General features: G+C 72.3%; 26 protein-coding genes. 16 read left to right on the top strand and 10 right to left on the bottom strand.

Annotated features, from left to right (window positions below):
* The first annotated feature begins 97 nt into the window (after window positions 1-97).
* Window positions 98-1,141 carry an ATP-dependent DNA ligase gene (locus PIJ49_RS09575; RefSeq protein WP_271826457.1) on the top strand — a complete coding sequence of 348 codons (1,044 nt, stop codon included), beginning with the start codon at window positions 98-100 and terminating at the stop codon, window positions 1,139-1,141.
* 101 nt (window positions 1,142-1,242) lie between these two features.
* Window positions 1,243-1,386: a hypothetical protein gene (locus PIJ49_RS09570; protein WP_153257421.1), complete on the top strand. Its 144-nt coding sequence runs from the start codon at window positions 1,243-1,245 to the stop codon at window positions 1,384-1,386.
* Between the two features lie 47 nt (window positions 1,387-1,433).
* Here the strand turns inward: PIJ49_RS09570 and ligD are convergent, their stop codons facing one another.
* Entirely contained in the window at window positions 1,434-2,453 is a 1,020-nt protein-coding gene (ligD, locus tag PIJ49_RS09565) for a non-homologous end-joining DNA ligase (RefSeq protein ID WP_271826456.1), read from the bottom strand.
* Between the two features lie 254 nt (window positions 2,454-2,707).
* On the opposite strand from ligD, the gene PIJ49_RS09560 reads away from it, so the two are divergent.
* Genes PIJ49_RS09560 through PIJ49_RS09545 form a run of 4 tightly spaced genes read left to right on the top strand, consistent with a single transcriptional unit; the run spans window position 2,708 to window position 5,515 of the window.
* The gene (locus PIJ49_RS09560) at window positions 2,708-3,544 is read left to right on the top strand and encodes a DUF429 domain-containing protein (RefSeq protein ID WP_081984775.1); all 837 of its coding nucleotides are present in this window, start codon (window positions 2,708-2,710) and stop codon (window positions 3,542-3,544) included.
* 10 nt (window positions 3,545-3,554) lie between these two features.
* Entirely contained in the window at window positions 3,555-4,757 is a 1,203-nt protein-coding gene (locus PIJ49_RS09555) for a glycosyltransferase (RefSeq protein WP_066658004.1), read from the top strand.
* Window positions 4,754-5,158 carry a uracil-DNA glycosylase family protein gene (locus tag PIJ49_RS09550; RefSeq protein WP_271826455.1) on the top strand — a complete coding sequence of 135 codons (405 nt, stop codon included), beginning with the start codon at window positions 4,754-4,756 and terminating at the stop codon, window positions 5,156-5,158. Before PIJ49_RS09555 ends, PIJ49_RS09550 begins: the two co-directional genes overlap by 4 nt.
* An 18-nt stretch (window positions 5,159-5,176) precedes the next feature.
* Window positions 5,177-5,515 (top strand): uracil-DNA glycosylase family protein, encoded by a 339-nt coding sequence (locus PIJ49_RS09545; RefSeq protein ID WP_271826454.1) that lies wholly within the window; start codon window positions 5,177-5,179, stop codon window positions 5,513-5,515.
* Between the two features lie 337 nt (window positions 5,516-5,852).
* Here PIJ49_RS09545 and PIJ49_RS09540 read toward each other — a convergent pair whose 3' ends face one another.
* Entirely contained in the window at window positions 5,853-6,281 is a 429-nt protein-coding gene (locus PIJ49_RS09540; RefSeq protein WP_209683174.1) for a DUF6892 domain-containing protein, read from the bottom strand.
* A gap of 123 nt (window positions 6,282-6,404) precedes the next feature.
* On the opposite strand from PIJ49_RS09540, the gene PIJ49_RS09535 reads away from it, so the two are divergent.
* On the top strand, window positions 6,405-7,910 hold the full coding sequence (locus PIJ49_RS09535) for an APC family permease (RefSeq protein WP_271826453.1): 1,506 nt from the start codon (window positions 6,405-6,407) through the stop codon (window positions 7,908-7,910).
* A 284-nt stretch (window positions 7,911-8,194) separates the two neighbouring features.
* On the top strand, window positions 8,195-8,809 hold the full coding sequence (locus PIJ49_RS09530) for a hypothetical protein (RefSeq protein ID WP_209683177.1): 615 nt from the start codon (window positions 8,195-8,197) through the stop codon (window positions 8,807-8,809).
* 2 nt (window positions 8,810-8,811) lie between these two features.
* Here the strand turns inward: PIJ49_RS09530 and PIJ49_RS09525 are convergent, their stop codons facing one another.
* The 3 genes from PIJ49_RS09525 to PIJ49_RS09515 all read right to left on the bottom strand — a co-directional run bounded on the left by PIJ49_RS09525 (window position 8,812) and on the right by PIJ49_RS09515 (window position 10,316).
* Window positions 8,812-9,252, bottom strand: coding sequence for a hypothetical protein (locus tag PIJ49_RS09525; protein WP_144411277.1), 441 nt, complete (start codon window positions 9,250-9,252; stop codon window positions 8,812-8,814).
* A gap of 150 nt (window positions 9,253-9,402) precedes the next feature.
* Window positions 9,403-9,930 (bottom strand): DUF6264 family protein, encoded by a 528-nt coding sequence (locus tag PIJ49_RS09520; protein WP_271826452.1) that lies wholly within the window; start codon window positions 9,928-9,930, stop codon window positions 9,403-9,405.
* Window positions 9,930-10,316, bottom strand: a complete 387-nt coding sequence (locus PIJ49_RS09515) for a DoxX family protein (protein WP_066653598.1) — start codon at window positions 10,314-10,316, stop codon at window positions 9,930-9,932. The genes PIJ49_RS09520 and PIJ49_RS09515 overlap by 1 nt, the downstream gene beginning before the upstream one ends.
* 113 nt (window positions 10,317-10,429) lie before the next feature.
* Here PIJ49_RS09515 and PIJ49_RS09510 point away from each other — a divergent pair, with 113 nt between their 5' ends.
* Complete coding sequence (locus PIJ49_RS09510; RefSeq protein WP_066653595.1) at window positions 10,430-10,762, top strand: hypothetical protein; 333 nt, start codon at window positions 10,430-10,432, stop codon at window positions 10,760-10,762.
* A 76-nt stretch (window positions 10,763-10,838) separates the two neighbouring features.
* Here PIJ49_RS09510 and PIJ49_RS09505 read toward each other — a convergent pair whose 3' ends face one another.
* The gene (locus PIJ49_RS09505) at window positions 10,839-11,330 is read right to left on the bottom strand and encodes a DUF427 domain-containing protein (RefSeq protein ID WP_271826450.1); all 492 of its coding nucleotides are present in this window, start codon (window positions 11,328-11,330) and stop codon (window positions 10,839-10,841) included.
* Window positions 11,331-11,376: 46 nt separating this feature from the next.
* On the opposite strand from PIJ49_RS09505, the gene PIJ49_RS09500 reads away from it, so the two are divergent.
* Together PIJ49_RS09500 and PIJ49_RS09495 are read left to right on the top strand one after the other, a co-directional pair.
* A complete protein-coding gene (locus PIJ49_RS09500) occupies window positions 11,377-12,786 on the top strand; it encodes an amino acid permease (RefSeq protein WP_271826449.1) in 1,410 nt (469 codons plus the stop codon).
* A gap of 538 nt (window positions 12,787-13,324) precedes the next feature.
* On the top strand, window positions 13,325-14,449 hold the full coding sequence (locus PIJ49_RS09495) for a hypothetical protein (protein ID WP_251160160.1): 1,125 nt from the start codon (window positions 13,325-13,327) through the stop codon (window positions 14,447-14,449).
* A gap of 223 nt (window positions 14,450-14,672) precedes the next feature.
* Here PIJ49_RS09495 and PIJ49_RS09490 read toward each other — a convergent pair whose 3' ends face one another.
* Entirely contained in the window at window positions 14,673-15,122 is a 450-nt protein-coding gene (locus PIJ49_RS09490; RefSeq protein ID WP_251160161.1) for a BLUF domain-containing protein, read from the bottom strand.
* 64 nt (window positions 15,123-15,186) lie between these two features.
* Window positions 15,187-15,747 carry a hypothetical protein gene (locus PIJ49_RS09485; RefSeq protein ID WP_251160162.1) on the bottom strand — a complete coding sequence of 187 codons (561 nt, stop codon included), beginning with the start codon at window positions 15,745-15,747 and terminating at the stop codon, window positions 15,187-15,189.
* 95 nt (window positions 15,748-15,842) lie between these two features.
* Here PIJ49_RS09485 and PIJ49_RS09480 point away from each other — a divergent pair, with 95 nt between their 5' ends.
* From PIJ49_RS09480 to PIJ49_RS09470, 3 genes are read left to right on the top strand one after another with little or no spacing between them, the layout of a single operon-like run.
* The gene (locus PIJ49_RS09480; protein WP_271826448.1) at window positions 15,843-19,163 is read left to right on the top strand and encodes a DEAD/DEAH box helicase; all 3,321 of its coding nucleotides are present in this window, start codon (window positions 15,843-15,845) and stop codon (window positions 19,161-19,163) included.
* Between the two features lie 55 nt (window positions 19,164-19,218).
* Window positions 19,219-19,515: a hypothetical protein gene (locus PIJ49_RS09475; RefSeq protein WP_271826447.1), complete on the top strand. Its 297-nt coding sequence runs from the start codon at window positions 19,219-19,221 to the stop codon at window positions 19,513-19,515.
* Complete coding sequence (locus PIJ49_RS09470) at window positions 19,515-19,931, top strand: type II toxin-antitoxin system VapC family toxin (protein WP_271826463.1); 417 nt, start codon at window positions 19,515-19,517, stop codon at window positions 19,929-19,931. Before PIJ49_RS09475 ends, PIJ49_RS09470 begins: the two co-directional genes overlap by 1 nt.
* 19 nt (window positions 19,932-19,950) lie before the next feature.
* Here the strand turns inward: PIJ49_RS09470 and PIJ49_RS09465 are convergent, their stop codons facing one another.
* A complete protein-coding gene (locus PIJ49_RS09465; RefSeq protein WP_271826446.1) occupies window positions 19,951-20,730 on the bottom strand; it encodes an aldo/keto reductase in 780 nt (259 codons plus the stop codon).
* Window positions 20,731-20,824: 94 nt separating this feature from the next.
* Here PIJ49_RS09465 and PIJ49_RS09460 point away from each other — a divergent pair, with 94 nt between their 5' ends.
* Together PIJ49_RS09460 and PIJ49_RS09455 are read left to right on the top strand one after the other, a co-directional pair.
* A complete protein-coding gene (locus PIJ49_RS09460; RefSeq protein ID WP_271826445.1) occupies window positions 20,825-21,703 on the top strand; it encodes an HNH endonuclease family protein in 879 nt (292 codons plus the stop codon).
* 126 nt (window positions 21,704-21,829) lie between these two features.
* Entirely contained in the window at window positions 21,830-22,621 is a 792-nt protein-coding gene (locus PIJ49_RS09455) for an SDR family oxidoreductase (RefSeq protein WP_271826444.1), read from the top strand.
* 51 nt (window positions 22,622-22,672) lie between these two features.
* Here the strand turns inward: PIJ49_RS09455 and PIJ49_RS09450 are convergent, their stop codons facing one another.
* Window positions 22,673-23,605: an aminoglycoside phosphotransferase family protein gene (locus PIJ49_RS09450; protein ID WP_271826443.1), complete on the bottom strand. Its 933-nt coding sequence runs from the start codon at window positions 23,603-23,605 to the stop codon at window positions 22,673-22,675.
* Between the last annotated feature and the right edge of the window lie 20 nt (window positions 23,606-23,625).

Raw genomic sequence — 23,625 nt, 5'->3', positions numbered from 1 at the left:
CCGTGCCTCCCGGTCGGGACCCGTGCGCGTCGCGACGGACGGACGGCGCCGAGCCGAGCCTCCCGTCCGCCGGAGCGACCGCGAGTAGACAGGCCACATGGAGATCGCACCGATGCTCGCCAAGGCCGTCGCCACCGTGCCCGACCCGGACAGTGTCCGCGGCGGACTGCGGTACGAGCCGAAGTGGGACGGCTTCCGGGGGATCGTGACGGTCGACGGCGACGACGTCACCATCGGCAGCCGCGGGGCGAAGCCGCTCACCCGGTACTTCCCGGAGCTGGTGGAGGCCTTCCGCGCGCAGTTCGGCGGACGCGACCACCCCGTCGTGCTCGACGGCGAGGTGGTCCTGCGGAGCGGCGAGCCGGGGAGTGAGCACCTGGACTGGGAGGCCCTCTCCCAGCGGATCCACCCGGCGGAGTCGCGCATCCGCACGCTGAGCGTCGAGACCCCCGCACAGTTCGTCGCGTTCGACCTCCTCGCCGTCGACGGGACGGAGCTGCTGGACCTGCCGTTCGACGAGCGGCGCGAGCGGCTGGAGGCACTCGCCGACGGCATGACCGACCCGCTGTTCGTCACCCGCACCACGCTCGACGTCGACCTCGCCCGCGAGTGGCTCACCACGTTCGAGGGCGCCGGCCTGGACGGCGTCGTGGCCAAGCCCCGGGCGAAGGCGTACGAGCCGAACAAGCGCACCATGCTCAAGGTGAAGCACCACCGGACCGCCGACGTGGTCGCGATCGGGTACCGCGTGCACAAGAGCGGCAGCGGCGTCGGCTCCCTGCTCGTCGGGCTGTACGACGCGGACGGTGACCTCCGCCAGGTCGGCGGCGTCTCCGCCTTCACCGACCGCCGGCGGCAGCAGTTGGTGGAGGAGCTCGAGCCCGTCGTGCTCCGCGATGCGGACGGGAGGCCCGTCACCGGTGACGGGGAACGGTCGCGGTTCTCGTCGGGTCGCGACACCTCGTTCGTCCGGCTCGCGCCGGAATGCGTGCTCGAGGTGCGGTACGACCAGATGGAGGGCGACCGGTTCCGGCACACGGTGCAGTTCGAGCGGTGGCGGCCCGACCGCGACGCCCGGTCGTGCGGGTTCGAGCAGCTCGATGTCCCATCTGCGTACGACCTGCGCGACGTGTTGTCCTAGCGCTTGCACCGGCCGCCGCGCGTCAATATGCTCGCAGTAGTTAGGCTAACTAGTGACTTCCGGACGGGGATCCGGGGGCGCGGTGGAGACGGGAGCGGGACATGATCATCGACGGCATCAGCGACGCCAACCGAGGCACCTGGTCCCGCCTGACGCGACTGCACACGGCGAGCGTCACGCTGCCGATGCACACCAGCCGGGTCGCGAAGCCCGAGCACCGCGCCGAGGACGTCGCCGCGGCCTGAGCCGGCCCGGTCAGGGCCGGTCCGTCTCGCACGGTCCGTTCCGCGCTTCAGGCCTTCTTGGCCCGGGACGGCTGCACGCGCGGCGGCTCCCCCGGCATCTTCGGGAAGTCGGGCGGGAACGGCAGCTCGCCGAGCCCGGACGCCATGTCCCGTTCCCACCACCCGAGCAACGGAGCGATGTCCCCCGGCTCCGCGTGCATCGACTCCCACGGATCGCCGAGGGTCCGCAGCCGTTCCGGGACGGTGATCACCGTCAGGGCCGTCGGGTCCACGCTGTCGAGCTCGTCCCAGGTGATCGGCGTCGAGACGCTCGCATGTGCCAGGGCTCGCGGGCTGTAGGCGCCGGCCATCGTGCGGTCGCGGTTCGCCTGGTTGAAGTCGACGAAGACGCGCTGCCCGCGCTCCTCCTTCCACCACGCCGTCGTCACACGGTCGGGCATCCGCCGCTCGAGCTCCCGCGCCGCCGCGATCACCGCGTGACGGACGTCGAGGAACTCGTGCTCGGGCCGGATCGGTGCGAACACGTGCAGGCCGCGGTTGCCGCTGGTCTTGATCCACGCCGTGAGCCCGACCTCGTCGAGCACCTTCCGGAGCTCGTGCGCGGCCGGCACGGTGTCGTGGAAGTCGGTGCCCGGCTGCGGGTCGAGGTCGATGCGCAGCTGGTCGGGGTGGTCGGAGTCCTCGGCGCGGCTCGCCCACGGGTGGAACACGACGGTGTTCATCTGCGCTGCCCACACCGCGACCGCCGGCTCGTCGACCACGAGCTGCGGGTGTGACCGGCCGCTCGGGTAGGTGACGACGACGTCGCGCACGTACTCGGGAGCACCCTTCGGCGGGTTCTTCGAGAAGAACGAATCCCCGTCGATGCCCGACCCGAACCGCTGCAGCGAGATCGGCCGGTCGCCGTTGGCCCGGACGAAGGGCTCCCCGACGGCGACCAGGTACTCGGCGAGGTCGAGCTTCGTGATGCCGACCTCGGGGAAGAGCACGCGGGACGGGCTGCTGATCCGCACCTCCCGGTCGCCGTCCGGACCCGGGACCGTCAGCGTCGTCGCCTCGCTCGCCATGCAGCGGACCGTACACGGCCGGCGCTCCGGGCGTCCCCGGCCCCGCCCCGGCCCCGCCCCGCCCTTTCCGCCGAGCTCTCCCCGCCGAGCGGGCCATTTCTGTCACGCTCACCGCCGTCGGCCGACGAGTTCCGCCCGCTCGGCGCGCCACGCGCGGCGTGTCCTGTCCGCTCAGGCGCGGCTGCGGAGGGCCGGCGAGCGGCACGGGGACGGGCGTGGAGCGTCGACCGAGCGACGCCGGGCACGATGGACCGGTGACGGCGTACCTCGGGGTGGACCTGGCGTGGGGCCTCGGCAGCGACCGGAAGCCCGCGAACGAGACCGGTCTCGTCGCGATGGCCGACGACGGCACGATCACGGACGCCGGGTGGGCCCGCGGGGTCGACGCCGTGACGGACTGGATCGCGGCGCACCTCGGGCGACGGACCCTGGTCGCTGTCGACGCCTCGCTCGTGGTGACGAACCCGAGCGGCATCCGCGAGGCCGAGCGGCAGGTCGGGCAACGCTACGGCCGGTGGAAGGTCGCGGCGAACCCGACGAACCTCGCCTCGGCGGCGAGCGCCGGGGCACGGCTGCTCGACCGGCTGACGGACCTCGGGATCGGCTACGTCAGCGACACCGCGGCGATGCGGGAGCGCACCGAGCCGGCGGCGTTCGAGTGCTACCCGTACACGACCCTCGTGGGGGTCGAGGAGCTCGGCTACGACGACGAGCGTCCGCGCTACAAGCGCCTCGACCTGAAGCTCCCGGCCGCCGTCGCCCGACAGCGGCGCGCGGAGGCGTTCGACGACCTGGTGCACCGGCTGCGCACGACCCCGCTCGACCCGCCGCTGCTGCTGGACTCCCATCCCCTGACGGCCGGGCTCGCCGACCCGTCGGTGCTGCACGGGCCGACACACAAGCACCGGGAGGACCTGCTCGACGGAGCCCTGTGCGCCTGGACCGCCGCGTTCTGGGAGCGGCACGGCGACGAACGGGTGCAGGTGCTGGGAGGTGACCCGGGCCTCCCGTCCGACCCACCGGACGAGGCGGGCCGCAAGCCCGTCGTGGTGGCACCCGCGCGTGGGTCGCAGCGGCGGCCGCGCGGCTAGGCTCGACGCCGTGAGCACCACGAGCGAACCCCTGCGCATCGGGCTGGTGTCGCTGCACACCTCCCCCGGCGACGAGCCCGGCTCCGGCGAGGTCGGCGGCATGAACGTCGTGGTCCGACACCAGGCCGAGGCCCTGGCCGACCGCGGCCACCAGGTGGAGATCATCACGCGGCGGTCGGCGCCCACGCAGCCGGACAGCGTCTCGCTCGTGCCGGGCGTGTGCCTGCGGTTCCTGTCCGCCGGGCCCGCTGAGCCGGTGCCGAAGGGCGAGCACGACGCGTTCATCGAGCCGTTCCGGGCGGGCCTCGAGGAACTCGGCCCGTACGACGTGCTGCACTCGCACCACTGGTTCTCCGGCGTCGCTGCCCTGCCCGTCGCCCGCGAGCGGGGCATCCCGCACGTGCAGTCCTTCCACTCCATCGCGGCCGAGTCGGACACTCCCCTGTCCGAGGGCGAGCGTCCCGAGTCCGCTGGCCGTCCCGCGGGTGAGCGGATGCTGGCGCGCGACTCCGACGCCGTCGTCGTCGTGTCCTCCGCCGAGGCGTCGACCGTCCGCACGCGTCTCGGCGGCGACGAGTCGCGGACGTGGATCGTCCCGCCGGGCGTCGACGGGTCCGTCTTCCGCCCCGCCGGCGCCGGCGCGCGCCGCGCGGAGACACCGTACGTCGTCGCGGCGGCACGCGTGCAGCCGCTGAAGGGGCTCGACCTGGCGATCGAGGCGGTCGCGGGCATCGGCCAGGAGGTCCGCCCCACCCTCGTCATCGCGGGCGACGCCTCGAGCGAGGCAGGCGACTACGTGGACGAACTGCGTCGGCTCGCCGCCGCGCACGGCATCGCCGACCGCGTGACCTTCGTCGGTCCGCAGTCGCGTGCCGACCTGGCGTTCCTGTTCCGTGGCGCAGCGGCCGTGCTCGTGCCGTCGCACTCGGAGACCTACGGACTCGTGGCGCTCGAGGGCTCCGCCTCCGGGGTGCCCGTCGTCGCGGCGGCTGCCGGTGGGCTGCGGGAGGCCGTGGTCGACGGGGAGACCGGGGTCGTGCTCGAGTCTCGGGACCCGGGCGACTGGGCTGCGGAGATCGAACGGATCCTGACCGATCGGACGTACGCGGCCGGGCTCGCCGCCGCGGGTCGGGAGCACGCCGAGCGCCTGAGCTGGGAGCGCTCGGCGGCCGGACTCGAGGACGTGTACCGGCGGGTGCTCGGACGCTCGTGACGGCCGGAGGCGCGGGGATCGAGCGGCCGGAGTCGGCTGGCGGGCTCGACCCGTCGGGGTCGGCTGGCGCGCTCGCCCCGGCGGCGTCGGCTGACGGGCTCGACCTGACAGGGCCGGCTGGCGGGCTCGACCTGTCGGGGTTCTGGGCTGCGCTCGACGCCGTGCCGGTGGCCGAGGACGCCGAAGCGCTCTACTCGACCGACTCGGCCGAGGGTCGACTGCGACGGGCGAACCTGTCGGCCTACCTGTCCCACGTCGGGGCAGCGGCCGACACCGTGCTCGTCGCCGAGGCCCCCGGCTGGCGCGGCATGACCAACACGGGCATCCCCTTCACGAGCATGCGGGAGCTCGGCACGCTCGGCTTCGACGTCCTCGTGCCGCCGGAGCCGACCGCGCCGTGAGAGGCGTCGTCCCGGGTCGTGCACGCGGCGTTGCAGGACTGGTCGGGTCCGCTCCCCCTGGCGTGGGCGATCTTCCCGCACCACCCCTTCGTCGCGAGCGACCGGCAGACGAACCGGACCCCGCGTCCGGCCGAGGTCCGCGACGGTGCTCCGGTCGCACTCGCGCTGCTCGAGGCGCTGCGGGACGCTCGTGCCGCCGATCGTGCCGGTCGCCGCCGGGACGTGCGGGTCGTCGCGGTCGGGCGGAAGGCGCAGGGGGCGCTCGCCCTGGCGGGCATCGACGCCGTGGCGGTGCGGCACCCGGCTCAGGGCGGCGCGGCGCAGTTCACGGAGCAGGTGCGGGCGCTGCAGGGGTAGCGCGGTCCCCGCCGGGCGGAACGACGAATCCGCTGTCGGACGACACCCGCGATGTCGCACCAGCCCACACATCCGAGCACCGTGGGAGCGAAACGACGGACCCGCTGTCGTACGACAACCGCGATGTCGCACGAGCCCGCGAACGCTCAGTGTGCGGGCGGGCTCGCGGGCGGAACGACGATGACGCTGTCGCACGACAACCGCGATGTCGCACGAGCCCGCGCGCGCTCGCCTCGCGGGCGGAACGACGATGTCGCTGTCGTACGACAACTGCAATGTCGCGCGGGCCCGCGCGCACTGCGCGGCTGTGATGCCTCGGCACCCGGGCTCTGCGGGCTCAGGCGGAGCGGACCTCGACGCCCTTGGCTGCCAGGCGCTCGGTCACGTGCGCGGGCAGCGGCGCGGCGGCGTACACGGTCGTCAGCGCGGGGAGGTCGAGCACGTCGTCCCAGTTCTGCGGGTCGTAGCGGTCGTCGGACCCGTCCCACCCGGGGTGGACGTCCTGGAGGACCTCGAGGTCGGAGTCGACGGTGAGCTCGGTCACCAGCGCCAGGTGCGACGGCAGCAGGTCGAGGTCGTCGTAGTACTCGCGAGCGCGGTCGTCCTGTCCCTCGACGTCGAGGTCCTCACCGGCGTCCTCGTCCTCGTCGCCGTCGTAGGGCTCCAGCACGTCGAGGTCGTAGCAGAGGACGTCGAGCACGAGCAGCTTGGCGTTGAAGTCGGCGAACTCGACGGGCTCTTCGGTGGTGTCGGAATCGTCGTGCATGCCCCGGAGCGTAGCCACCGGAGCCCGTGAGCGACCGCGCGATCGGATCACGGGCGTGTTGCAGCCGGCGTCGATCTTCCTGTGAGAGTAGACAGAGTGCCATCCCTCGGGAAAGGCTGACGTATGACCACCACCAAGTCGGACGCGACGCAGCAGGAGCAGCCCACGCTCAAGCGCGTCATCGGTCCCAAGCTGCTGCTGCTCTTCATCGTCGGCGACATCCTGGGGACGGGCGTCTACGCGCTCACCGGTCAGGTCGCCGCCGAGGTCGGTGGTGCCGCATGGCTCCCCTTCCTCATCGCCTTCGCGGTCGCCCTGCTCACGGCGTTCTCGTACCTCGAGCTCGTGACGAAGTACCCCCAGACGGCGGGCGCCGCGCTCTACGTGCACAAGGCGTTCGGCATCCACTTCGTCACCTTCATCGTCACGTTCATCGTGATGTGCTCGGGCATCACGTCGGCGAGCACGGCCTCGCGGGCGTTCGCGGCGAACCTCGGCGCCGGCTTCGGCCTCGAGCTGCCGAACGGCGTCGTGATGCTCATCGCGATGGGGTTCATGCTCGCGGTGATGGCGGTCAACTTCCGCGGGGTCAGTGAGAGCGTCAAGACGAACGTGGTGCTCACCCTGATCGAGCTGTCCGGTCTGGTGATGGTGATCCTCATCGGCTTCTGGGCGATCGCCGGTGGCAACGCGGACTTCTCGCGCGTGGTCATGTTCGACACCCCCGAGGACAAGACGCTGCTGCTGTCGGTGTCGACCGCGACCTCGCTGGCCTTCTTCGCGATGGTCGGCTTCGAGGACTCGGTGAACATGGCCGAGGAGACCAAGGACCCGTCGCGGATCTTCCCGAAGGTGATGCTCACCGGCCTCGGCATCACGGCGGTCATCTACGTGCTCGTGTCGATCTGCGCCGTCGCGGTCGTGCCGATCGGCGAGCTCGCCGGCAACGAGACGCCGCTCGTCACGGTCGTGCAGACCGCGGCGCCCGACTTCCCCATCGCCGACCTGCTGCCGTTCATCTCGATGTTCGCGGTCGCGAACACCGCGTTGATCAACATGATGATGGCGTCCCGGCTGCTGTACGGCATGAGCAAGCAGGGCGTGCTGCCCGGCTTCCTGTCGCGGGTGTCGCCGGCGCGTCGCACGCCGTCGACCGCGATCGTCTTCACCACCGTCATCTCGCTGCTGCTCATCGGCTGGGTCTCGCTCGACCCGGACTCCCCCATCGTCGTGGTCCTCGGCGGCACGACCTCGTTGCTCCTGCTCTCGGTCTTCACGGTCGTGAACCTCTCGGTGCTGGTGCTCCGTCGCGACCGCGTCGGGCACAAGCACTTCCGGGCCGGTGTCGTGATCCCCGTCATCGGCGTGGTCACCTGCCTGTGGCTCGTCCTCCCCTTCTCGTCCGGTCGCGACCCGCAGCAGTACCAGATCGCTGGCGCACTGCTGGGGCTCGGTGTCCTGCTCTGGCTCCTCACGTGGTTCACGCACGGCCGGAAGCAGACCGAGAAGGCGCCGACCGGACTCGTCACCGAGCCGACCGCGGTGGTCCGTCCGGGCACCGGCCACCGGCACCACGAGGACGGCGACGGCGGACGCGGCGACGCGGACGGCCACCGCCGGGACGGCTGATGGACGCGTCCGAGGTCATCTTCGCGATCTCCATCGGGACGATCGTCCTGCTCTCGCTGTCGGCTGCCTTCCGGTCCGGCCGCCGACGCGACTGACCGGAGGCGGGCGCCGCCGTTGCGACCGACCAGAGGCGGGCGCCGGCGACGCGACCGACCGGGAGCACGGTGCCGTCGACACCCCCGATCGGGCGGCTGCGGTTCCCAGCCGACGCCCGTACGCTCGTCGTGCCCTGCACCCGACCGTCCGGTACTCGCGACGGACCGCCCGCCCGGAAGGACCCCGACATGCGCCGCGCCGGCATCACCATCGCCTCGGTGTTCGGGGCAGGCGTGGTCGCGGCCGTCATCGGCGTGGTGGTCGTCGTCGTCATCGCGGTGCACTCGCTGACCGGCGCAGCGAAGTCCGTGACCGCGGCGCCCGCCTGTCCCGACGTCGCCTCACGCACGATCGGCGGCATCGTGGTGCCCGCTGGCCCGGTCGCCGGCTTCTGCCAGGACCGCCTGGTGAACGCCGCGTACGTGATCGAGGCCGCTCAGGCGCTCGGCATCGGCCCGCACACCCAGGCCGTCGGCGTGATGACCGCGATCGGCGAGTCGAGCCTGGTGAACCTCGACCACGGGGACGCCGCAGGACCGGACAGCCGCGGGCTCTTCCAGCAGCGCGACAACGGCGCGTGGGGCACGTACGAGCAGCGGATGGACCCGTACACGGCGGCGACGATGTTCTACGCGAAGCTCGTGAAGACGCCGGGGTGGAAGACGATGACCCCGACCCAGATGGCGCACGCGGTGCAGATCAACGCGGACCCGGACCACTACGCGAAGTTCTGGCCGGAGGCGAAGGCCGTCGTCGAGGGTCTCACGGGGCAGTCGGTGCCGGACACCGCTCCCCAGGGCTGAGGTCACCGCAGCACCGGCCCGAGCTCCTCGGCGTCGTGGAGCTCGACCATCGACGCCCCCGTGGCGTTCACGACGACCTGACCCCGCAGTCGCACCGCACGCTCGGCGAAGGCGCACGCGCAGGCGTCGATCCACTCCCAGTCGACCGGGAACAGCTGCGTCTCACCCGGCCGTTCCCATGCGAGCACGACCTCGGACGCAGCGTTGTCGACGCAGACCTCCGCGACCAGCGTGGCGAAGTCCTCGACGTGCTCGTCCGGCTGCAGCGGCAGGTCCGACACGGGCAGCAGGAACGGGATCGGCAGCGCCCGTTCGTCGAGGAAGAGCACCCAGCACTGCCGCCGGATCGGGGGCCCGACGACCCCGGAGACGAGGGCGACGACGTCGGCGTCGGTCCGGGCGGACGTGGTGAACAGCTGGTCGAGCACTTCGGTTCCTGACATGCTCCGAGCCTGCGGCCCGAGCCCGGCGGGCAGCAGCGTCCACCGACGATCTGTGGACGACGATGCCGAGACCAAACCCTGTGCAGGAAGACCGGCAGCAGCCCGGCAGATCCCCGGCAGGTGCCCGGCAGGAGCCCGGCAGGACGAGCGTCAGAACCCGTGCTGCACGGCGGAGTCGACGAGCAGCAGGGCAGCGAAGAACACGACGACCTGCGCGGCGATGCCGACCAGCACCAGGGGCCACGCGAGCCGTCGCCGGACGAGCCGCAGGACGCAGCCGACGACCGTCCCGACGAGCACCAGCACGACGAGCACCGGACCGACGGTCACCACCCCGCCGCCGAGCCCGGCGTCGCAGGTGTTCCCCGGCGCCGCGCACGAGTGGAACGCCATCGACAGGAAGACGATGCCGCCACCGACGGCCACCGACTCGACGGCCAGCAGGACGAGCAGCAGCACCGTGGCGACCACGTCCGCGACGCGGCGGTGCGTGCCGGCGGCGAGCCGTGCCTCCCGGCCGACCGCGGCAGCCGACGCAACCGCCCCGTCCGACCCGACCCCTGCAGCCGACGCGACCGCCCCGTCCGACCCGACCCCAGCAGCCGCCCCGTCCGACCCGGCCACGCCGACGGACCCGGACGACACGTCCGGGTCCTGCGACGCCGCCGGGGCAGCCATCAGCGCCCCGTACCGGACCCGCGGGTCGACCAGAGCGCAGCCCAGATGAGCAGCGGCTGCCCGAACAGACGGGCGACGCGCTTCTCGTCGGAGTCGAGGCCGAACGCGTCGCGGCGGTTCACCCACTGCGACAGGTTGCCCGGGAAGATCACCGTGAAGAACAGGGCCGCGACCGTGCCGACGGTCTTCCGGCGGCTGCGCGGCGTGAAGAGCAGCGCGCTGCCGAGTCCGATCTCCGCCACACCGGAGGCCAGCACGGTCGTGTCCGTGTCGAGCGGCACGAAGTCCGGCACCTGAGCGCGGAAGTCACGACGGGCGAAGGTGAGGTGGCTGGTGCCCGCGAAGACGAGCGCAGCACCGAGGAGGACACGGACGAAGGAACGCATGCCCTCATCGTGCTCGCTCGCGCAGGGTCCGTCCGGCGCGTCGCGCGGCGATGCGCGGACCGGCCGTCCCCGGAGGCGAGCGCAACGGGCCACGGGTCGGTACGTTCGGACCCATGGCAGCCGTCGCTCGCGACCACGAACCGCCCGCCGTCCTCGCGACCGTCGCCGTGCTGCTCGCTCCCCTCTCGCTCTGGATGGGCATCATCGTGCCCGCCGCCGACATGGCGCGGCACGTGCTCCTCGAGGCCGTGTTCGGCATCGTCTGCGTGCTCTGCGGCGTCCGCGCGGTCCGGATCGCCGGTCGGCGTCGCGCCGTACGCGTCTGGGCGTGGATCGGGATGGTGCTCGGTGGCCTCGGCCTGGTGATGACGGCCTGGCAGCTGCTCACCTTCGCGACGGACGGCGGTTTCCCGCCGCCGTTCTGGTCGCCCTACGCGCGCCGCTGACCGCGGTCATCCACCACCGGTCGACGGCCTGGAGGCGCGGCGAACGTCCGTCCCGTCGCCGCCGCCGGGCGGGCGGTCACCAGCCGAGCGTGCCCGGCCCGCCCTTGAAGGGTCCGACGACCCGCGAGGTGATCCACCCGCCGTAGAAGTCGCCCTCCTGCGCCTGCACGGTCTCGCCGCCGACCTCGCACGAGTCCATCGCCGACGGGTAGATCGCCACCCGGTCGCGGAGGTCCTCGTACCCGGGCTCCGGCGTCGGGTAGTTCCACGCCGCCCGGGGCGCGACGACGCCGTCCCCGCCGACCACGTCGAAGTAGCGCGCGCGGCCCTTGAACTCGCACATGCTCGACCCCTGCGCCGGACGCAGCTCGAGCCCCGCCATCGGGACGTAGTACACCGGCGGGTGCGAGGTCTCGAGCACCCGGACGGCGTCGGTCGTGTCGACCACGACCGTCCCGCCGAGCCGCACGACGACGCGGTCGGGGACCGCCTCGACGGCGGGAGGACGCGGGTAGTCCCAGACGGACTCCTGGCCGGGACCGGGTTCGACACGAGCAGCACGATGCATGCAGCCGGGTCTACCACCGCCGCCGCAGAAGGAGCAGAGTGGGCGCGTGACGACGACGACACAGGGGATCTTCCGGCGGAAGCCCATCGACACGATCGACGACGACCCCGAGGGCGAGGGCGGCCTGAAACGGCACCTCGGGCTCTGGCAGCTCACGGCCATCGGCATCGGCGGCATCATCGGCGCGGGCATCTTCACCCTCGCCGGCACCGTCGCGAACGGCGTCGCCGGCCCCGCCGTCCTCATCAGCTTCCTGATCGCCGGTGTCGCCAGTGCCGCCGCCGCGCTGTCGTACGCCGAGTTCGCCGGGATGATCCCGAAGGCCGGCAGCGCCTACACGTACGGGTACGCCGTGCTCGGCGAGGTCGTCGGGTGGTTCATCGGCTGGGACCTGCTGCTCGAGTACACCGCGATCGTCGCCGTCGTCGCGATCGGTATCTCGGGCTACGTCGGGTTCCTGGTCGGCCAGTTCGGCATCGAGCTGCCCGCGTGGATGCTCGGCGCGCCCGGGACCGGTGACGGCCACGTCGTCGACGTGTTCGCGATCGTCCTCTGCCTGCTCACCGCGTTCGTGCTGACCCGGGGCATCCGGAGCGCGGCGCGCTTCGAGCTCGTCGCCGTCGCGATCAAGGTCGCCCTCGTCGTGCTCATCGTCGTGCTCGGGGTCTTCCACATCAACAGCGCGAACTACTCGCCGTACTTCCCGTTCGGCTTCGGCGGCGTGATGACCGGCGCCGCCACGGTGTTCTTCGCCGTGTTCGGCTACGACGCGATGTCCACCGCCGCCGAGGAGTCCACCGACGCGCGGAAGCACATGCCGAAGGCGATCCTGCTGTCGCTCGGCATCGCGATGGTGCTCTACGTCCTGGCGACGCTCGTGCTCACCGGCATGCAGAAGTACACCGACATCGACCCCGCCTCGGGGTTCTCGTCGGCGTTCGCATCGGTCGGGCTCGGCGGGGTCGCGAACGTCATCGCGATCGGGGCGATCGTCGGCATCGTGACCGTGCTGGTCACCTTCATGCTCGGGGCCTCGCGCGTCTGGTTCTCGATGAGCCGGGACGGGCTCATGCCGAAGTGGTTCGCGAAGACCGACCCGAAGCGGCACGTGCCGACCCGGGTGACGTGGATCCTCGGCATCGCATCGGCGGTGCTCGCGGGGCTGCTGCCGATCGGCGTCGTCGCGGAGCTGACGAACATCGGGATCCTGCTCGCGTTCGTCGTCGTCTGCTCGGCGGTGATCGTGCTGCGCTACCGGCGGCCCGACCTCGACCGGCAGTTCCGGCTCCCGTTCATGCCCGTCGTGCCGATCATCGGGGTCGTCGCGTCGCTGTGGCTCGTGACGTTCCTGCAGTGGGAGACCTGGGTGCGGTTCGCGATCTGGTTCGCGATCGGGCTCGGGGTGTACTTCGGGTACTCGCGGAAGCACAGCAAGCTGGCCGCAGAGCAGCGCTGAGGCTCCTCACCCCGAGGGCGACGGTGCGCGTCCTCCCGTCAGGAGAGCACGCGTACCGCCCGTCCTGGTCGAGCCAGCGGACGTCCCCCGGCTCCCGCACGAGTCCGTCCGCCCAGTCGACGTCCTTCCGCTCTCCGTCCCCCGACGGGGCCGTGATGTCGGACACCCACGCCTCCGTCGCCAGCCACTGCGCCGTCGCACCGCCGAAGAGGGCCGAGTACTCCCGCAGGAGGTAGCGCCGACCGAGTACCGGTCCGCCGGGCCGGTCCCGGTAGAGGATGACCGCCGCGTCCGGCGGCTGCACGCCACCGGCGACCCACTCCGTGCCGTTACGCAGGAGTCCGCTGTCGTGAAAGCGGGCACGGACAGCCGCCACGAACTCGTTCGCGAACGGCTCGTCGATCGTCTCGGATGTGCTCACGACGGTCATCCTGGGCGTTCCTCGGCCGTGTTGTCACCTCGGCAGGACGTCGCTTCTGCGAAGCACCCGTCCTGAGCATCCGTGTCGTCCTTGCTCCTCGACGTATATGGTCGACCCGTGGTGGGGGAAGCGGCACGGGCCGTCGTCGGGGCGCGCCCGGTCACGGTCCGCGGCGGCGTCATCGCGCCGGTCGCGTGGACAGCACTGTGCGCGGGCGTCCTCGCGCTCGGGGTCTGGCTGGCCTCGACCCGCCTGGTGTTCGGAAGTGCCTGGTTCACCCAGCTGTGGACGAGCGGCCTGGTGCTCGTCGCCGGCGTCCTCGGCCTGTACCTGAGCGTCGGGAGCATCCGGAACCGCATCCGTGTGTTCCCCGATCGGCTCGAGGTGGTACCGCACATGCGGCGGACCGTGACGATCTCGCCCGGCGAACTCGTCGGGTTCAGCGCCTCGGGACCGGGCAACACCACGATCCGCGGCAGGACCGCGCGTGGTCGAGGCTTCTCCACGGACCGGTTCCGCCACAACCACGACGTCCTCGTCCACTGGCTCGAACAGAACGCCACCGAACCGTGGACGGCGTTCACGAGCTTCTTCGACAAGCTCACCGTCGACCGGGAGCCCAGACGGGTGCGCAACGTGCTCTTCACGCTGTTCTCCGTGGCCTTCTTCCTCACGACGCTGTCGGCGTTCCCGGGGCTGCCCGTCATGATCGCCTACGACGACGCGCACCAGGAGCAGGTGACCTGCACGATCACGTCGGCGCGAGCCGTCACCGTGTCCAACCGCTCGTTGAAGGGTGTGGGGTCCTCGCACCCGGCCGTGTCGCTCGAGACGACGGACTGCGGGCACCTCACCCTCTCCCGGGGCATCTTCGCCGACAACCGGGACGCCGTCGCACGACGGTACGACCGGGCCCCCGGCCCCTACCGGCTCACCGTGGGCGGTGGCGGCTTCTGGCTCCGGCAGCACGCTTCCGTGCCCGTCCCGGAGCCGACGGTCTACAGGGTCGACGAACCCCGTGACGGGCGCGCCCACCGGCTGAGGAACGAGCAAGAACGAGCAGGAGGAGCAGGACGAGCAGGAACGAACGAGGGCGCCGGACGCGCTACTCCGCCACCACCCACACGTGCTGCGCCTGCCACCCCTCCGGCACCGTGTTCCGGTACGCCGCCAGCGCCGCCACGTAGTTCGGCCCCGACGCCTCGTGCTCCCGCGTCGCGGTCGACCGCGCGGTCGCCTTGATCGTGGTCTCCCCCGTCGCCTTGCTCTCGACCGCGTTCGTCTGCAGCAGCGCGAACCCGTCCAGGTCGAGTGCGGCGACGGCTGCCTCCTTGGCCGCCACGACGGAGTCCGCGTAGCCCTCGGCCTCGCGCGTCTCGGTCGAGCGGATCATGCCTCGCAGTGTCGTCACCGAACCAGTATGACCCGATCGATCCGGGTCTCCGAGCGCGACGGCGGCAGGGCGTCAGGCGTCGCGCCGGTGCTTGCCCTTCGCCGCCGTCGGGTCCGCCATCGGGTGGTTGCGGAACCACCGCAGCAGCTCGCGGGGGCGGCTCTGGTCGGCGCTGTCGTCTCCGTGGTCGAGGAAGGTGCTGAAGCCCTCGGGCACCTCGACGCCGTCGGTCTCGCGGTCGTACGCCATCGACCACTCCGGGAACCGTCGCGTGTGGATGGACTCCTCGACGAGCAGCCGGACGTCGTCGTGCCGCTCGTCCGCGACGATGCGCGCGTACGTCGCCATCACCGCGTCGTACGGCCCCTCGAGCAGCTGCATGAAGCGCCCGCCGCGGTGCACGAGCATGCCGGTCAGCCCGTCGGCGGTGTTCCGTGTCCGGGCGTGGTCGAGCACCGCCTCGAGGTCGCCCTCGTCGAAGGGCTCGGTGGCGGAACTCATGTACACCAGTGACTGCAGCACGCATCGATCCTGCACCTGAGCCGCTGTCAGCGACGCCCCCAGAACGGGACGCGGACAAGTCACGTCAGTCGAGCGGCGTCCAGTCGAGGACCTGGCCGTCCTGGGTGCAGTACGTCGTGTCCGAGTCCTCGGTGGTGGTCTTCGACCACGACGGCGACCAGTACGAAGCGTCGATGTCCCGCTGCTTCGGGAAGACACCGACCACGGTGCCGGCCGACGTGTCCGGGTCACCGGGCACCGGATCGACGTCGAGGGTGTCCGGGTCGAACCATCCGTAGGTGGTCGCCCCGGTGATGCTGTCGAACTCGATGTACATCGTGATGTGGTCGTCCTGCGACGCGGTGCCGAGCTGTACCTGGTACTCCTGCCGCGCCCCGTCGTCGTCCGTCGGCACGCCGGACCACTCGACGCGGTAGGCGTCCGCGGTCTCCTCGATCGACACGGAGCCGGTGCCGGAGGCCAGGTCGCAGGACGCCGTGCCGGGCGTCGCCGCGGTCGCGGTCGGGCTCGGAGCCGGCGCCTCGGCCGTCCGTGTCCCCGCACCGAGCACACTGCATCCCGACAGGGCGACCACCGTCGCCACCGCCCCTGCCACCACGACTGCGCCGCGCGCTGCGTTCCCCATGCGATCCCCCTCGTGTCGCGCGCCCTCCGGCGCCCGCCCACGCTAGCAGCGGAGGGCCAGCAGCGGAGGTCGGTGGCGCCTGGCACGATGGACCCGTGCCCGCCGCCCCGATGATCGACGCCGTCGACGTCATCCGGTTCGTCGGGCCACAGACCTTCGGCCGCGCGCGCGACGTGGTCCGCGCCGGCCTGGTCGAGGACGCAACCTGGCACGACGACGACGGCACGGTCACCGCGACCGTCTCCGGCTCCGCCGACGACCCGTACGAGCTCCGCGTCGAGACCACCGTCGCCCGCGGCGAGTTCGTCCGCCCCGTCCGCAGCACGTGTTCCTGCCCCCTCGGCGGCGACTGCAAGCACGTCGCCGCCGCGCTCCTCACCATCAACGCGCGGGCCCTCGCCGCCGAACCCCGAGCAGCGGCTCCCCTCGCCCCACCGCCTGCCCCGGACTGGAGGCTCGACCTCGCCCGCCTCGCCGGTGACGACGACCGGGCGGTCGCCCCGCAGGGCACCCCCACGGGTCTGCAGTTCGAGTTGCGCGACGCGGTCCCCGCCGCACTCGCCTCCCGTGCGCGCGCCGCCGGCCGGGCGCTGCCGTCCCGTGCCCGCAGCGTGCGGCTCGGCGTCCGCCCGGTGACCCGCAGCGCCGCCGGCAACTGGGTCCGAGGGCAGCTCACCTGGGGCACGCTCCCCTACTCGATGAACCGGCTCGGCATCGCGCCCGAACAGCACGCCTGGTTCCTGCAGTTCTCCGCGCTGCACCGCGCCGGGCAGCTCGCGGGGCTCCCCGGCGAGAGCGACTGGGTGCACCTCGACGACTTCGGCAGCCCCCTGCTCTGGCCGCTGCTCCGGCAGGCAGCCGGGCTCGGGATCGCCTTCGTGACGGGCAAGCGCGAGGGCGGCGCGGTCCTCGGCGGCGACGCGCGCGTACTCCTCGACGCAGCCCGGCACGACGGCGCGCTCGTCATCGGTGCGAGTGCGGTCGTCGACGGGCGCCCGGTACCCGACGGCTCGGCGCGCACGATCGGCGACCACGGTGTCTACGCCTTCCGCGAGAGCCCCGAGTTCCACGTCACCCTCGCCCCGACCCCGGTTCCGGTCCCCGAGGACCAGCGCCGCATGCTCGTCGAGGGCGCGCGCATCACCGTGCCGTCCGATGCCGTCGACGAGTTCCTGGCCGACTGGTCGCCGCGGCTCCGCGGCGCGCTCGGTCTCGTCAGCTCCGACGGCTCGGTCGAACTCCCCGAGCGGACACCGCCCGAGCTCGTCCTGACGGCGACGTTCGAACCCGCCCGGGCACCCCGGACCGACGACCGCCTGCACCTGCAGTGGCGGTGGCACGTCGACGGACGGAAGGACCCGGTCACGCTGCACGGGCCGCTCCCCGACCTCAGCGGGCTGCACGCCGCCGACGAGTCCGAGACGACCGGCCCCGGCGGCGGTCTCGCCTGGTTCGAGGACGGCACGGTCGACGGTGCGGACGTCGCCGTCTTCGCGACCGAACTCCTGCCAGCCCTGCCCGCACTCGGTGTCCGGACGGTCGTGCAGGGCGAGCCCGGCGACCACGAGCGGCTGACCGGGCGACCGCACATCCGCGTCACGACGATGCCGTCCGAGAAGCACGACTGGTTCGACCTCGGCATCTTCGTCACCGTGAACGGGCGGCAGATACCGTTCACCCCGCTGCTCCGGGCGCTGGCGAAGCGTGACCGCCGCATGAAGCTCATCGACGGGTCGTACCTGTCGCTGGCCGACCCGACGTTCGACCGGCTCAAGGAACTCATCGAGGAAGCGCGCGAGCTCGACGAGTGGGAACCCGACCAGGCCCTGACGGTGACCCCGCTGCAGGCCGGACTGTGGTCGGAGTTCGACCAGCTGGCCGACGAGACGGAGCACGACGAGCGCTGGCAGCGGATCGCAGCGGGTCTGCTCGACGCCGCACCGCAGGACGAGGTCCCCGTGCCGGACACCGTGCACGCCGAGCTCCGCCCCTACCAGCACGCCGGCTACGCCTGGCTCCGGTTCCTGCGGGAGCACGGCATCGGCGGGGTGCTCGCCGACGACATGGGCCTCGGCAAGACCCTGCAGGTGCTGTCCATGATCGCCGCCGCCCGCCGGTCCGAGCCCGACGCTCCGCCGTTCCTCGTCGTCGCGCCGACCTCGGTCGTCGGCAACTGGGCGGACGAGGCAGCCCGCTTCACCCCCTCCCTGCGGGTGACCGCCGTCACCGCGACCTCGCTCAAGGACCACGCCCGGGTCGCCCGAGCGGCGGCGGAGTCCGACGTCGTCGTGACCTCGTACGCACTGCTCCGGCTCGACGCCGCCGAGTACACCGGAGTGTCCTGGTCGGCGCTCGTGCTCGACGAGGCGCAGTTCGTGAAGAACCCGCAGTCGCAGACGCACCGGGTCGCGGCCGAGCTGCCCGCGCCGGTGAAGTTCGCGGTCACGGGGACCCCGCTCGAGAACGGGCTGACCGACCTCTGGGCGCTGTTCCACGTCGTCGCGCCCGGGCTGCTGTCGTCGTGGTCCCGGTTCGGCGACGACTACGTCAAGCCGCTCGGCTCCCCCGACCTGCGCGGGGACGCCCGCAAGGAGCTCACCGACCGGCTCCGGCGTCGGATCCGACCGCTCATGCTCCGCCGGACGAAGGAGAGCGTCGCCGCCGACCTGCCGCCGAAGCAGGAGCAGGTCGTCCGGGTGACGCTCGACCCCGCGCACCGCGCGCTGTACGAGCGGACCCTCAACCGGGAGCGCCTGAAGGTCCTCGACCTCATCGACGACCTGGCGCGCAACCGGATGATCGTCTTCCGGTCGCTGACCCTCCTCCGGATGCTCGCCCTGTCGCCGGCGCTCGTGCAGCAGACGGACCACGACGCCGACGACGACATCGCCGCCGGTGCGGATCCCATCCCCTCGGCGAAGCTCGACCTGCTGCTCGACGAGCTCGAGCAGCTCGCCGCCGAGGGCCGCCGCGCCCTGGTCTTCAGCCAGTTCACCACGTTCCTGCGCATGGTCGCCGAGGCACTCGACGCCCGAGGCATCGGGTACGAGTACCTCGACGGCTCGACCCGGAAGCGCCCGCAGGTCATCGACCGCTTCCGGACCGGCGCGGCACCGGCGTTCCTCATCTCCCTCAAGGCCGGCGGCTTCGGGCTGACGCTGACCGAGGCGGACACCGTCTTCGTGCTCGATCCCTGGTGGAACCCGGCCGCCGAGTCCCAGGCGGTCGACCGGACGCACCGCATCGGGCAGACCCGCTCCGTGAACGTGCAGCGCTTCATCGCCGAGGACACCATCGAGGAGAAGGTCCTCGCCCTCGCCGCCAAGAAGGCCGAACTCTTCGCGACCATGATCGACGACGACGCCCTGTTCGCCGACGACCTGACCGCCGAGGACATCCGCTCGCTCCTCACCTGAGCCGCGACATACGAACTCCTTCGCGTCCGGACGCCCACGTCGGTACCGTCGCCGCATGTTCGTCGAGACCAGCCGCTCCGCCCAGCCCCGTCCCGCTCCGCAGGTCCCGGTCGCGGGCCTCCTGACACCGACTCCGGCCGATCCGGACGTCGAGCCGCACGCCGATCTCGAGTCGCACGCCGATCAGGCGCCGCCGCGAACAGGAGTGGTCCGGCGCGACGGCACCACGGCGACGTCCACCTTCCGCCTGCGCAACGGCGCCGAGGTCACGCTCGGCGGCTCCTTCGGCGGCAGCCGAGGCGTCTGGTCGAGCGTGTTCGAGGGGCATCGGCGGAGGCGGCCGGCACGGTGATGGTCCTCGACGCGAACGTCGTGATCGCGCTGCTCGACGAGGGCGACGGCCTGCACGAGCGGGCGTACGACCTGGTCGAGGACCACGCGTGGGACGAGTTCTGCACCTCGGCCCTGACCCTCGCCGAGATGCTCGTGCGACCGGCGTCCCGTGGGCACGCCGACCGTGAGCGCGGCACCATCGAACGACTCGGCGTGTCGGTCGTCCCGGTCACGGGCCGTACCGCACGCCGGGCGGCGGACATTCGCGCCAGCCGCCGGCTCGGCATGCCGGACGCGGTCGTCCTCGTCACGGCGCAGGCCGTGCACGGCCAGCTCGCCACCTTCGACCGGAAGCTCCGCCGCATCGCCCAGGCCGAGGGACTCGACCTCGCCGAGCCCGACGACGACGGCGGGCCCTGGCCGTTCCCGACCTGAGCCCGCCGTCGCATCCGGTTCAGCCGGCGAGACCGTCGATCCGCGACACCTCGTCGGCGGTCAGCTCGAGGTGCGCCCCGAGCGCGTTCGACCGGATGCGCTCCGGGTTCGACGACTTCGGGATCACGACGAACCCGTGCGCCACGTGCCACGCGACGATGACCTGCGCGCTGTCGGCGTCGTTCGCCTCCGCGATCTCGACGAGCGTCGGGTCCTGCAAGTTGCTCGCCTTGAACGGGCTGTAGCCCTCGAGCACCACGCCGCGTTCGTGCAGCCCCGCGGCGACCTCGGCGTCGTACTCGGCGGGGCTCCACCGGATCTGGTTCACGGCCGGGGTCGTCCCGGTCGCGTCGGTCAGCTCGTCGATCTGCGCGAGCGAGTAGTTGCTCACGCCCACCGCACGGGTCAGCCCGTCGGCCTGCGCCTGGACGACCTGCTCCCACACGTCGGGTCGGGCCTCGCCGTTCGGCGGCCAGTGCACGAGCCACAGGTCGAGGTGGTCGAGCCCGAGCTGCTCGAGGCTCTCCTCGATGGTCTGGCGCACCCGGTCGGCGTTGTCCGGCGGGAGCTTCGTCGTGACGAAGACGTCGTCGCGGGCCAGGCCGGCGTCGGCGAGCGCCTTCCCCACGCCGCGCTGGTTCGAGTAGCCCGTGGCGGTGTCGATGTGGCGGTAGCCGGCCTCGAGCGCAGCGCCCACGGCGGCGGGAGCGTCGGCGTCGGGGATCTGCCAGGTGCCGAAGCCGAGGAGCGGCATCGATCCACCGGTGACGGGCACGGAGGGGTTCGCGTGATCGGTCATGCCCCGTGTCTACGCCCTGGTTCGTCGGTGCCGCACGGGATGATCGTGAACGGTCCACCCGGGCCCGCTCCACCGCACCACCGAAGGCCTCCCCATGACGTCCCGTCGACGCCGTCCGCGTTCCGCCCGTTCCACCTCCTCGCGCCGCAGGGCTCGGGCATCGCTGACGTCGCTCGGCCTCGTCGCGGTCGTCGCCCTCGCCGGATGGCTGCTGCACACCACCGGCGTGACCGACGCGGACGCCGACGCCGCCGCGGACGGGACGTCCTCGTCGACGGCGGCACCGACGATCACCACCGCACCGACGGCCGACGCGGGCGGCGGGGCCGAGGCGGGCGGCGCCTCCCGGCCGACCGTCGACGCGACCGAGCCGACCAGCCCGACCGAGGCGACCGACGCGACCAGCCCGACCGACGCGACCCCAGCCGCGACCGCCCGCCGCGAGCTCGCTGCCCTGCCCGTGAAGGGCAAGGCCGCCGCGACCGGCTACGACCGCGAGGCCCGCTTCGGCACCGCCTGGCTCGACGTCGACCACAACGGCTGCGACACCCGGAACGACGTGCTCGCCCGCGACCTGACGAACATCGAGCGGCAGGGGCCCTGCAAGGTCCTGCGCGGCACGCTGATCTCCCCGTACACCGGCGAGCGGGTGGACTTCGTCCGCGGGAACCGGACCTCGACCCTCGTGCAGATCGACCACGTCGTCGCGCTCGAGAACGCCTGGCGCACCGGCGCACAGCAGCTGACGCAGGAGCAGCGCGAAGCCCTGGCGAACGACCCCGCGAACCTGTTCGCCGTCGACGGCCACTCGAACGCGCAGAAGCGTTCGGGCGACGCGGCGACGTGGTTGCCCGCGGACACGGCGTTCCGCTGCACCTACGTCGAGCACCAGATCACGGTGAAGACGACGTACCGGCTCTGGGTGGCGCCCGCGGAGCGCGACGCGATGGAGCGGGTGCTCGCGCGCTGCTGAGCGACTGACCGACCGAGCAAAACGACAGGTGTAGCCTAGAGCTATCGATGCAGATGCATCGAACGGACTCGTCGACCCACCGCTGGACCCGAGCCCTTCATCGTCGAAGACCGCAGGAGGCCATCCATGACATCCACCACCCGCTTCACCGACCGCGTCGTCCTCATCACCGGCGGCGGGTCCGGCCTCGGCCGCGCGACCGCCGTCCGCCTGGCCGCCGAAGGTGCTCAGCTGTCGCTCGTCGACGTCTCCAGCGAGGGACTCGAGGCCACGAAGGCCGCCGTCCTCGAGGCGAGCCCCGACGCCCAGGTGCTCACCACCGTCGCCGACGTCTCCGACGAGGCCCAGGTCGACGCCTACGTCACCGCCACCACCGAGCGCTTCGGCCGCATCGACGGCTTCTTCAACAACGCCGGCATCGAGGGCAAGCAGAACCCCACCGAGTCCTTCACCGCCGCCGAGTTCGACAAGGTCGTGTCGATCAACCTCCGTGGCGTGTTCCTCGGGCTCGAGAAGGTGCTGCGGGTCATGCGCGAGCAGGGCTCGGGCATGGTCGTGAACACCGCGAGCGTCGGTGGCATCCGCGGCATCGGCAACCAGTCCGGCTACGCGGCCGCCAAGCACGGTGTCGTCGGCCTCACCCGCAACTCCGCCGTGGAGTACGGCCAGTACGGCATCCGCATCAACGCCATCGCCCCCGGTGCGATCTGGACGCCGATGGTCGAGAACTCGATGAAGCAGATCGACGCGGAGAACCCGCGGAAGGCCGCCGAGGAGTTCATCCAGGTCAACCCCACGAAGCGCTACGGTGAGGCCCCCGAGATCGCCGCCGTCGTCGCCTTCCTGCTGTCCGACGACGCCTCGTACGTCAACGCGACGGTCGTCCCGATCGACGGCGGGCAGTCGGCCAAGTACTGAGCGTGGTCCGTCCGGCGCCCGGCCCACCTCGTGGGTCGGGCGCCGTCGTCGTCAGACGCCCTGCGAGACGAGGGCCTCCCACAGCCGTGGCTCGACGAGCGACGCCGAGCCCGTCGGCGCCAGGATGCCCGTGGACACCCGGAGTGCCTCGTCCCGGTCGGCTCCGGTGCTCGCCAGGGCGGCCGTCATCGTCGAGGTCAGGTCCTCGAGCGCCCGGATGCAGGCGTACCGCACGAGCCGGCACTCGTCGAGCTCGACGGGGCCGTACCCGGTGCGGAAGGCCGCGAGCTGCTCCGGTGTCGCGGGTGCGAACAGCACGCTGAACTCGACCAGGTGCAGGTCGATCTCGCGCGGTCCGACGACGGCCTCGTCCCAATCGACCAGCCGGAGCGAGCCGTCGGGTTCGACGAGCACGTTGCCGAGGTGCGGGTCGCCGTGACAGGGCACGGGGGCTCCCACCGCGGCCGGTTCGAGCTGCGTCCCGCGCAGCAGCAGGTCGACGCGGTCCCGCGCGTCCCGCCACAGGTCGAGCACCGGGTCCGAGCCGGACACGGCGGCGGCGTCGAGGGCGCGGATCTCGGCGCGGTACCGGCGCCGGCGGCGACGGATGCCCCGACGCGCACCCTGCCGGCGGGGCGGCACAGGGAAGGCGTGGGCGTGCACGTCCGCGAGGAGCGCGCCGTACGCACGCCATGCCTCCAGGCCGAGCCCGACGTTGGCGGCGTCCTCGCCGTCCGACCACCGGGTGAGCGCCAGCTTGCCGCCGGCACGGCGGCTGCGGCGCCGTCCGTCGATCGTCGCGCGCACCGCGGGGGTCCCGTCGAGGCCGGCGCCGGCCATCGAGGACACCAGCCGCGTCCCGGTCCGGCTCGGGCGCGAGGTCCACTTCGCCGCCCAGGCGGTGCCCTCGCGGTCGGTGATCCGCCAGACGGCGGCCGAGGTGTCCGTCCCGCCGGTGACCTCGTCGACGGAGACCGCATGCACGCCGAAGTCCTCCGTGACCC

The organism is Curtobacterium uvaldense (genome assembly GCF_028307415.1).
Classification (GTDB): Bacteria; Actinomycetota; Actinomycetes; order Actinomycetales; family Microbacteriaceae; genus Curtobacterium.
This window is presented reverse-complemented; position numbering and strand designations above follow the sequence as displayed.